Source organism: Pseudomonas citronellolis (assembly GCF_029335315.1).
Lineage (GTDB): Bacteria > Pseudomonadota > Gammaproteobacteria > Pseudomonadales > Pseudomonadaceae > Pseudomonas > Pseudomonas citronellolis_A.
Map to the genome: position 1 here is coordinate 1 of NZ_JARJLT010000369.1, position 8,408 is coordinate 8,408.

Sequence of the window (8,408 nt, forward strand, 5' to 3'; positions counted from 1 at the left end):
TCGTCCTCGCGCTCAATGCCCGCCCTTGCCGTGCTCCAGGGTCTCCAGCAGGGCGATCTGCATCCGCGAGTGCAGGCGGATGAACCAGCGCCAGCCCACCGCCAGCGCCAGCGCGGCGACCAGCGCCACCCCCAGCAGCAGCTCGCCCGGCGGCAGGATGCTCGAACTGAGCGCCGCCAGCAGCAGCATCATGCCGCCCAGCGACAACAGCGGGATCAGCTCGGCGATCACCCGGCGCACCCGCGCGGTGTGGCGCCCGGCGCTTTCGGCCTTGACCCCCATTTCCGCCAGCAGCATGGCCAACGCCTTGAGCTTGCGGTAGGCGGCGATCAGGAACGGCAGCGACAGCAACAGCGCGGCGCCCCACACCAGGGCCTTGTGCAGCGCCTCCGGCTCGACCCAGTTGGCCAGCCAGGCGGAAATCCGCTCGGCGAAGAACGCCAGGCCGAAGAAGATCGCGATCACCAGCACCAGGTTCACCCCCACCTGCAGCAGGATGCGCCGGATCATCCCGGCGATCACCGCCTTGTCGCCGCGCGGGCGGATGTTGCGCAGCCACTCGCCGTACAGGCCGAACACCCGCACCAGCGGCGACGGCAACGTGCGCCCCAGGTACAGCGCCAGCGGGTCGGCGGAACGGATCAGGTAAGGAGTGAGCAGCGTGGTGATGGCCGACACCCCGACCACCACCGGATAGAGGAAGTCGCTGGTGACGCCCAGGCTCATGCCCAGCGCGGCGATGATGAAGGAGAACTCGCCGATCTGCGAAAGCCCCATGCCCACCCGCATCGAGGTGCGCCCGTCGTTGCCGGCGATGTAGGCGCCGGTGCCGCAGGAGATCAGCTTGCCGAGCACCACCACCAGGGTGATCACCAGGATCGGCGCGGCGTAGTCCACCAGCACCCTGGGGTCGATGGTCAGGCCGATGGCGACGAAGAAGATCGCGCTGAACATGTCGCGCACCGGTTCCATCAGCCGCTCGATCTGCAGCAGCTGGCGCGATTCGGCCATGATCGCGCCGATCAGGAAGGCGCCGAGGATCATGCTGTACTCCAGCTTCACCACCAGCAGGCAGAAGCCGAAGCACAGGCCGAGCACCGTCACCAGCAGCATCTCGTTGCTCTCGAACTTCGCCACGTAGGCCAGCAGGCGCGGCACCAGGAGGATGCCGACGACCAGCGCGACGACCATGAACAGGCTCAGCTTGCCCACCGTGGAGAACACCTGGTCGGCCTCCACGGTGCCGCTCACGGCGATGCCGGAGAACAACGCGATGATGCCGATGCCGAGGATGTCCTCGATGATCAGCACGCCGAAGATCAGCTGGGCGAAGCGCTCGTTCTTCAGCTTCAGGTCGCCCAGCACCTTGATGATGATGGTGGTCGAGGACATCGCCAGGATCGCGCCGAGGAACAGCGAGTCCATGGTGCTCCAGTCGAACAGCCGGCCGATCTCGAAGCCGGCCCAGATCATCAGGGTGATCTCCAGGAAGGCCGCGATGAAGGCCGTGGCGCCGACCTGGAACAGCTTGCGCAGGCTGAACTCCAGGCCCAGGCAGAACATCAGGAAGACCACCCCGAGCTCGGCCAGGGTCTTGATCGTCTCCTCGTCGTGGACCAGGGCGAAGGGCGGCGTGTGCGGGCCGATGATCACCCCGGCGATGATGTAGCCGAGCACCACCGGCTGCTTGAAGCGGTGGCAGAGGATGGTGACGAAGCCGGCGATCAGCATGATCACCGCGAGGTCCTGGATGAAGTCGATGGCGTGCATGGCGGCGGTCCTCGCGCGATGAGACAGTGGGGATCGCGCGGCCAGCGGCCCCGCTACGCCGCAGCCTACCAAAGGGTCGAGGCTCGCGAGGGCGCTGAAAAACCCGGTAACAGACGATCGCGCCGTCGCCCGGCGGCGCGGCCGCATGCCGCAGGGCAACAGCCCGAAACAAAATCCGGCTGGTCCCATCGGGCGATGCTCGGCAACATGGCGCGCGTCGTATTCCAACCAAGAGAATGACCACGATGAAGCGCTTTCTCAGCCTTGCCATGGCCTTCTGTGTCGCCGTGACGCTCAGCCTCGACGTCAATGCCGCCAAGCGGTTCGGCGGCGGCAAGAGCATGGGCTCGGCGCCCAGCCACCAGACCCGCCAGGCGCAGCCCAGCACCGCCCCGAACACCCCCAATGCCGCCGCGCCCGCAGCCGGCGCTGCCGCTGGCGCCGCCGCGGCCGGCGGCGCGTCGCGCTGGCTCGGCCCGCTGGCCGGCATCGCCGCCGGCGGCCTGCTTGCCTCCATGTTCATGGGCGACGGCTTCCAGGGCATGCAGTTCCTCGACATCCTGATCATCGCCCTGATCGCCTTCATCGCCTTCCGCTTCATCGCCTCGCGTCGTCGCCAGCAGGCCCAGGGCCAACCGGCGATGGCCGGCCACGCCCCGATGCAGCGCGAAATGCCGGCCGCCCAGCCGTCGCCGTTCGGCGCCAGCGCCCGTGCGGCAGCCCCGGCCCCGGCGATCAACGCGCCGAGCTGGTTCGACGAGCAGCGCTTCGTCGGCGCCGCCCGCGAGCACTTCCTGTCCCTGCAGCAGCACTGGGACGCCAACGAGATGGACAAGATCGCCGAGTTCGTCAGCCCGCAGATGCTGCAGTGGCTGAAGCAGGAACGCGCCGAGCTGGGCGAGGGCTACCAGTCCACCTACATCGACAACCTGCAGGTGCAGCTGGAAGGCGTCGACGACCAGGCCGACAAGACCGTCGCCACCCTGACCTTCAGCGGCCTGTCGAAGACCTCGCGCTTCGACCAGGGTGAGACCTTCAGCGAAAGCTGGCGCATGGAGCGTGCCCAGGGCCAGGACCAGCCCTGGCTGCTGGCGGGCATCCGTCAGAACGGTTGACCCGAAGTGACAAGAAAAAGCCCGGCATTCGCCGGGCTTTTTCGTTTTCGCCACCGTTCACCGATTACGTGACCTTGCGCCCTGGCCCGGCTACTACTGTATAAAGCGCGCCAGTCAATCGTGAGGCCCAGCCGTGGAAGACGTCATCGAGCAATTGCGTGAACTCAACGAACCCGTCCCGGTTCCCCTGGAGCTGCCGGACGAAGAGCTGCTGGTGGAGATCGAGGAAGAGCTGCTGATCGGCCTTCCGTCGGAATTCCGCGAGTTCCTCCTCAAGGTCAGCGACGTCGTCTATGGCCGCCTGGAGCCGGTCACCGTGACCGATCCGCAGTCCCACACCTACCTGCCGGAGGTGGCCGCGGTGGCCTGGGCGATGGGCCTGCCGCGCGAGCTGATACCGCTTTGCGCCGATGGTGACGACTACTACGCGGTGGCCCAGGACGGCGAGGTGGTGCTCTGGGCGGACGCCGAACTCACCGAGGAAACCTGGGACTCGGTGTGGACCTGGGCACGCGACGTATGGTTGGACACCTGAGCCGAAACCACTGAATTTCCCTGCGGAGCGGTTGTCTGAGTGGCTACCGAGCGTGTGCCGAACCTGCTGCCAAGGTCGGTCCACGATGTCCCTTGGAGACTCTATGAAGCTGAAATTCCTCTTCCTCAGCGTTTTGCTGCTCGGCCTCGCCGGCTGCGCCGACAAGGCCGTGGTGGCGCTGACCGACGGCAGCGAGGTCCTGGTCAAGGACCACGCCGACTTCGACAAGTACCACGACTACTACGAATTCGAGCAGCTGGACGGCCAGACCATCCTGATCAAGAAAGACAACGTCCGCTACATCAAGTCCGAGTGACGCGCCTCAGCGCGCGTCGCGTCGGCTTCCCGACTCCAGAGACAGCAGGTTGAGCAGGAACTGGCCGAAATAGCCCAGATCCTGTTCGATGGCCGCCCGCGCGCCACGGGCGTCGCCACGGCGCACCGCCTCCAGGGCGTGCTCGTGGAAGTCGTTCAGGCGCAATGACAGGTCCGCCTCGGTGAACAGCCGGTTGAAGAACGGCCCGACCTGCAGCCAGAGCGCCTCGATCATGCGCAACAGCGTAGGGTTGCCACAGGCGCGGTAGAGCGTCAGGTGGAAGCGGCTGTTGTGCTCGAGGTAGGCCGCCACGTCACGCCGCTGCACCGCCGCCTCCATCGCCTCGGTGCAAACCTCCAGCGTCCTGATATCCACCGCCTCCAGGCGCGGCACCGCGTCTTCCGCCGCCAGGCCCTCCAGCGACTGCCGCACCTGCAGGATCTGCAGGAAGCGCTCGCGGGTCATCAGTGGCACGCGCAACGAACGCTGCGGCTCGCCCTCCAGGGCGCCTTCGGCCACCAGCCGCTGCAAGGCGGCGCGGACCGGCATCGGGCTGGTGCCCCACTCATCCGCCAGGTCGCGGATCTTCAAGCGCTCGCCGGGCTGGAAACGCCCGCTGAGCAGGGCCTGGCGCAGGTTCTGGTACAGCTGTTCCTGGAGGTTCTCGGCCATGAAGTCACTCCGCGCGGGCCGGCGGGGCCGGGAGTTGGGCGAAGGTCAGGCTGCAGTCGTGGTTCATCGTTTCAGTTTCCCTTGTTCTCGATCAGACAGTTGCCGCCATCCACCACCAGCACCTCGCCGGTGATGTAGCTGGCCTCGGGCGAGGCGAGGAAAGCCACCGCCGCCGCCACTTCCTCGGGCCGCCCGGCGCGGCCGAGCGGCGTATGCCGGCCCGCATGGGCCTCTTCCTCGGTGCTCGACGCCGTGGCGATCCAGCCCGGCGCCACGCTGTTCACCGTCACACCCTGGCGCGCCACCTCCAGCGCCAGGCCCATGCTCAGGCCGAGCATGCCGGCCTTGGCCGCGCTGTAGGCCGCCTCGCCAGGGTTGCTGCCGCGGGTGCCGGTGGTGGAGCTGACGTTGACGATGCGCCCATAGCCGCGCGCCTGCATGCCCGGCAGCAGCGCGCGGGTGAGCAGGAAGGCGCTGGTCAGGTTGCGCGCCAGCGACAGGTTCCAGGTGGCCAGGTCCATCCCGGCCACTTCGGCGAACGGCTCGGGGCTACCCTGCATGGCCATGCCGGCGTTGTTCACCAGGATGTCCACCCGGCCCCACTGGGCCTCGGCCCAGGCGGCCAGCGCGGCGACGTCGTCCTCGCGGGTGAGGTCGGCGCTCATCGCCCTGGCGTCGACGCCGAGGGCGCGCAATTCGGCGGCGCGTTGCTCGACCCGCGCGCTGCTGGCGCTGAGCAGCAGGCGCACGCCGTCGCGCGCCAGGCGCCGGGCCACGGCGAAACCGATGCCGGCCTCGCTGCCGGCACCGCTGATCAATGCGACCTGGCCTTGCCATTGTCCCGTCATGCGCCATCCTCAGTTGTGATCACAAATCATGTTCAGCGGCAGATTAACAGGCGGTCATCGGCATGTATTGACATTTTTGTGATCACAAATGGAAGATGTGCAAAAAAACAAACGAGGTGTGCAAAATGACCGCCAGCGGAATCGCCCAACAGGCCGTGGATGTTTTCACCGCCCGCGAACGCCAACGCTTCCTGGAACAGAATCCGAAATCCGTGGCCCTGGCCGAGCGCGCGCGCAACTCGCTGTACGCCGGTGTGCCGATGCACTGGATGGCCGACTGGTCGACCCCGTGCCCGCTGTTCGTCGAGCGCGCCAAGGGCGCCCGTTTCTACGACGTGGACGGCCACGAATACATCGACTTCTGCCTGGGCGACACCGGCACCATGTTCGGCCACTCGCCGGACCCGGTGGCCAAGGCCATCGCCGAGCAGGCCAACAACGGCCTGACCACCATGCTCCCGGGCGAAGACGCCGTGGTCTGCGGCGAACTGCTGGCCGCGCGCTTCGGCCTGCCGTTCTGGCAGGTCACCGCCACCGCCACCGACTCCAACCGCTACGTGCTGCGCTGGGCCCGCGCGATCACCGAGCGCAAGACCCTGCTGGTGTTCGACGGCTGCTACCACGGCACCGTCGACGACGTCATGGTGCGCTACCGCGACGGCGAGACCGTGCCGCGCTCCGGCCTGGTCGGCCAGGCCTACGACCTGACCCAGTACAGCCGCTCGATCCCCTTCAACGATGTCGAGGCGCTGGAGGCCGCGCTGGCCCAGGGCGACGTCTGCGCCCTGCTCTGCGAGCCGGCGATGACCAACATCGGCATGGTCCTGCCCGACCCGGGCTTCATGCAGAAATGCCGCGAGCTGACCCGCAAGTACGGCACCCTGCTGATCATCGACGAGACCCACACCATCTCCACCGGCATCGGCGGCTGCACCCAGCTGTGGAACCTCGACCCGGACTTCTTCGTGGTCGGCAAGCCGATCGCCGGCGGCGTGCCCTGCGGCATCTTCGGCTGCAGCGCGGAGATGGCCGAGCGCATGCTCGCCTCGCGGCAGAAGGCCCAGGAAGACAGCCATGGCCACGGCCACAGCGGCATGGGCACCACCCTCTCGGCCAACGCCCTGGCCATGCACTGCATGCGCGCCAACCTGGAACAGGTGATGACCCAGGCCGCCTACGCACACATGCTGCCGCTGGCCAAGCGCCTGGCCGACGGCTTCCGCCGGTTGATCGGCAAGTACGACCTGAAGTGGTCGGTGACCGAGCTGGGCGCGCGCAGCGAGTTCCAGTTCTGCCCGGTATCGCCGCGCACCGGCGCCGAGGCCGAGGCCGCGTTCCACGACGAACTGCAGATGGCCCTGCACCTGTACCTGATCAACCGCGGCATCCTGATCACGCCGTTCCACAACATGACCCTGTGCTGCCCGGACACCACCGAAGCCGACGTCGACCGCCTGATCGAGACCCTCGACGCGGGCATTGGCGAGCTGCTGGCGATCCCCGGCGCGCGAGAGAGCTGATCGCCGCACCCGAACCTGTAGGAGCGAGCTTGCTCGCGAACGCTCTTTGCAAATCCGCAGCGTGGGCGGGTTCGCGAGCAAGCTCGCTCCTACGAAGAACACTTCGGCGCAGCCGGCTAGGCCGCTGCTCCCACAAGAGAACATCCGGCGCGCCAAGCGCCACCGAGGACCATCATGCAATTCGCCGACCGCCAGGAAGCCGAAGCCTTCCTCGCCGCGCACCCCGAGGTGCGCAGCATCGAACTGTTCATCATCGACGCCAACGGCATCCCGCGCGGCAAGCTGCTGCACCGCGACGAGCTGCTGGCCATCTACGACAACGGCCGGCCGCTGCCCAGTTCGATCCTCGCGCTCACCGTGCAGGGCGAGGACGTCGAAGGCACCGGGCTGGTCTGGGAAGTGGCCGACGCCGACTGCTGGACCTACCCGCTGCCCGGCAGCCTGACCCTGCAACCCTGGCGCAGTTCGCCCACCGGCCAGCTGCAGGTGAGCATGCACCCGACCCAGGGCCTGCCGGCCACCCCGGCCGACCCGCGCCAGGCGCTGGTGCGCGTGGTCGACCGGCTCAAGGCCGACGGCTTCCACCCGGTGATGGCGGTGGAGCTGGAGTTCTACCTGCTCGACAAGCAGCGCGACGCCCAGGGCCGCCCGCAGCCGGCCACCCAGATGAACGGTGTGCGCCCGCAGGCGCCGCAGGTCTACGGCGTGTACGAACTGGAACAGGTACAGCCGTTCCTCGACGACCTCTACGCCGCCTGCGAGGCCCAGGGCCTGCCGGTGCGCACGGCCATCTCGGAATACGCGCCGGGCCAGCTGGAACTGACCCTGGAGCACCGCTTCGACGTGCTCCAGGCGATCGACGAAGGCGTGCGCTACAAGCGCCTGGTCAAGGGCGTGGCGAACAAGCACGGGCTGCAGGCCTGCTTCATGGCCAAGCCGTTCGGCGACCGCGCGGGCAGCGGCATGCACCTGCACGTCAGCCTGGCCGACGCCGAGGGCAACAACCTCTACGCCAGCGAAGACCCACAGGGCACGCCGCTGCTGCGGCACTCCATCGGTGGCATGATGGCCACCCTGCTCGACTCGCTGGCGATCTTCTGCCCCAACGCCAACTCCTTCCGCCGCTTCCAGGCCAACAGCTACGCGCCGCTGGCCAAGAGCTGGGGCGTGAACAACCGCACCGTGTCGTTCCGCGTGCCGGGCGGGCCAGCCAAGAGCCGGCACATCGAGCACCGCATCTGCGGCGCCGACGCCAACCCCTACCTGGCCTCCGCCGCGATCCTCGCCGGCATCCACCGGGGCATCCGCGAGCAGCTCGACCCGGGCTCGGCCATCGTCGGCAACGGCTACGAGCAGGCCCGCGAGTTCCTCCCCACCGACTGGCTCACCGCGCTGCGCGCCCTTGAAGGCTCGGCCTGGGCCCGCGAGGCGCTGGGCGAGGAATTCCTCCAGGTGTTCCTGGCGATCAAGTGGGAGGAGTACCGCCAGTTCATGGGCGAGGTCGGCGAGCAGGACTGGCGCTGGTACCTGCACCACGCCTGAGGGCGCGATCTTTCGGGCACCACCGAAAGGCGGTAACGGATTTACGAAAAAATTACCCTGGCAAAGCGAAGATTCTGGTCTTTTCTTGGT

8 protein-coding genes are annotated in these 8,408 nt (G+C 67.7%); 5 read left to right on the forward strand and 3 right to left on the reverse strand.

Features of this window, described 5'->3' with window-relative positions; genetic code table 11:
* Positions 1 to 12: 12 nt before the first annotated feature.
* Positions 13 to 1,770 carry a cation:proton antiporter gene (locus P3W75_RS27880; protein WP_276230553.1) on the reverse strand — a complete coding sequence of 586 codons (1,758 nt, stop codon included), beginning with the start codon at positions 1,768 to 1,770 and terminating at the stop codon, positions 13 to 15.
* Positions 1,771 to 2,015: 245 nt separating this feature from the next.
* Here P3W75_RS27880 and P3W75_RS27885 point away from each other — a divergent pair, with 245 nt between their 5' ends.
* The 3 genes from P3W75_RS27885 (at position 2,016) to P3W75_RS27895 (ending at position 3,736) form a co-directional block, all read left to right on the forward strand.
* Positions 2,016 to 2,885 carry a Tim44 domain-containing protein gene (locus P3W75_RS27885; RefSeq protein WP_276230554.1) on the forward strand — a complete coding sequence of 290 codons (870 nt, stop codon included), beginning with the start codon at positions 2,016 to 2,018 and terminating at the stop codon, positions 2,883 to 2,885.
* A 133-nt stretch (positions 2,886 to 3,018) separates the two neighbouring features.
* Positions 3,019 to 3,420, forward strand: a complete 402-nt coding sequence (locus P3W75_RS27890) for an SMI1/KNR4 family protein (RefSeq protein WP_276230555.1) — start codon at positions 3,019 to 3,021, stop codon at positions 3,418 to 3,420.
* A gap of 103 nt (positions 3,421 to 3,523) precedes the next feature.
* Positions 3,524 to 3,736, forward strand: a complete 213-nt coding sequence (locus tag P3W75_RS27895) for a YgdI/YgdR family lipoprotein (RefSeq protein ID WP_276230556.1) — start codon at positions 3,524 to 3,526, stop codon at positions 3,734 to 3,736.
* Positions 3,737 to 3,742: 6 nt separating this feature from the next.
* On the opposite strand, the gene P3W75_RS27900 is transcribed toward P3W75_RS27895, so the two are convergent.
* Together P3W75_RS27900 and P3W75_RS27905 are read right to left on the reverse strand one after the other, a co-directional pair.
* The gene (locus P3W75_RS27900; protein ID WP_346429868.1) at positions 3,743 to 4,408 is read right to left on the reverse strand and encodes a GntR family transcriptional regulator; all 666 of its coding nucleotides are present in this window, start codon (positions 4,406 to 4,408) and stop codon (positions 3,743 to 3,745) included.
* Positions 4,409 to 4,479: 71 nt separating this feature from the next.
* Positions 4,480 to 5,256 carry an SDR family NAD(P)-dependent oxidoreductase gene (locus P3W75_RS27905; protein ID WP_276230557.1) on the reverse strand — a complete coding sequence of 259 codons (777 nt, stop codon included), beginning with the start codon at positions 5,254 to 5,256 and terminating at the stop codon, positions 4,480 to 4,482.
* Positions 5,257 to 5,381: 125 nt separating this feature from the next.
* Here P3W75_RS27905 and P3W75_RS27910 point away from each other — a divergent pair, with 125 nt between their 5' ends.
* Both P3W75_RS27910 and P3W75_RS27915 read left to right on the forward strand, forming a co-directional pair.
* Positions 5,382 to 6,776 carry an aspartate aminotransferase family protein gene (locus P3W75_RS27910; RefSeq protein WP_276230558.1) on the forward strand — a complete coding sequence of 465 codons (1,395 nt, stop codon included), beginning with the start codon at positions 5,382 to 5,384 and terminating at the stop codon, positions 6,774 to 6,776.
* A 174-nt stretch (positions 6,777 to 6,950) separates the two neighbouring features.
* Entirely contained in the window at positions 6,951 to 8,318 is a 1,368-nt protein-coding gene (locus tag P3W75_RS27915) for a glutamine synthetase family protein (protein WP_276230559.1), read from the forward strand.
* The last annotated feature ends 90 nt before the right edge of the window (positions 8,319 to 8,408 follow it).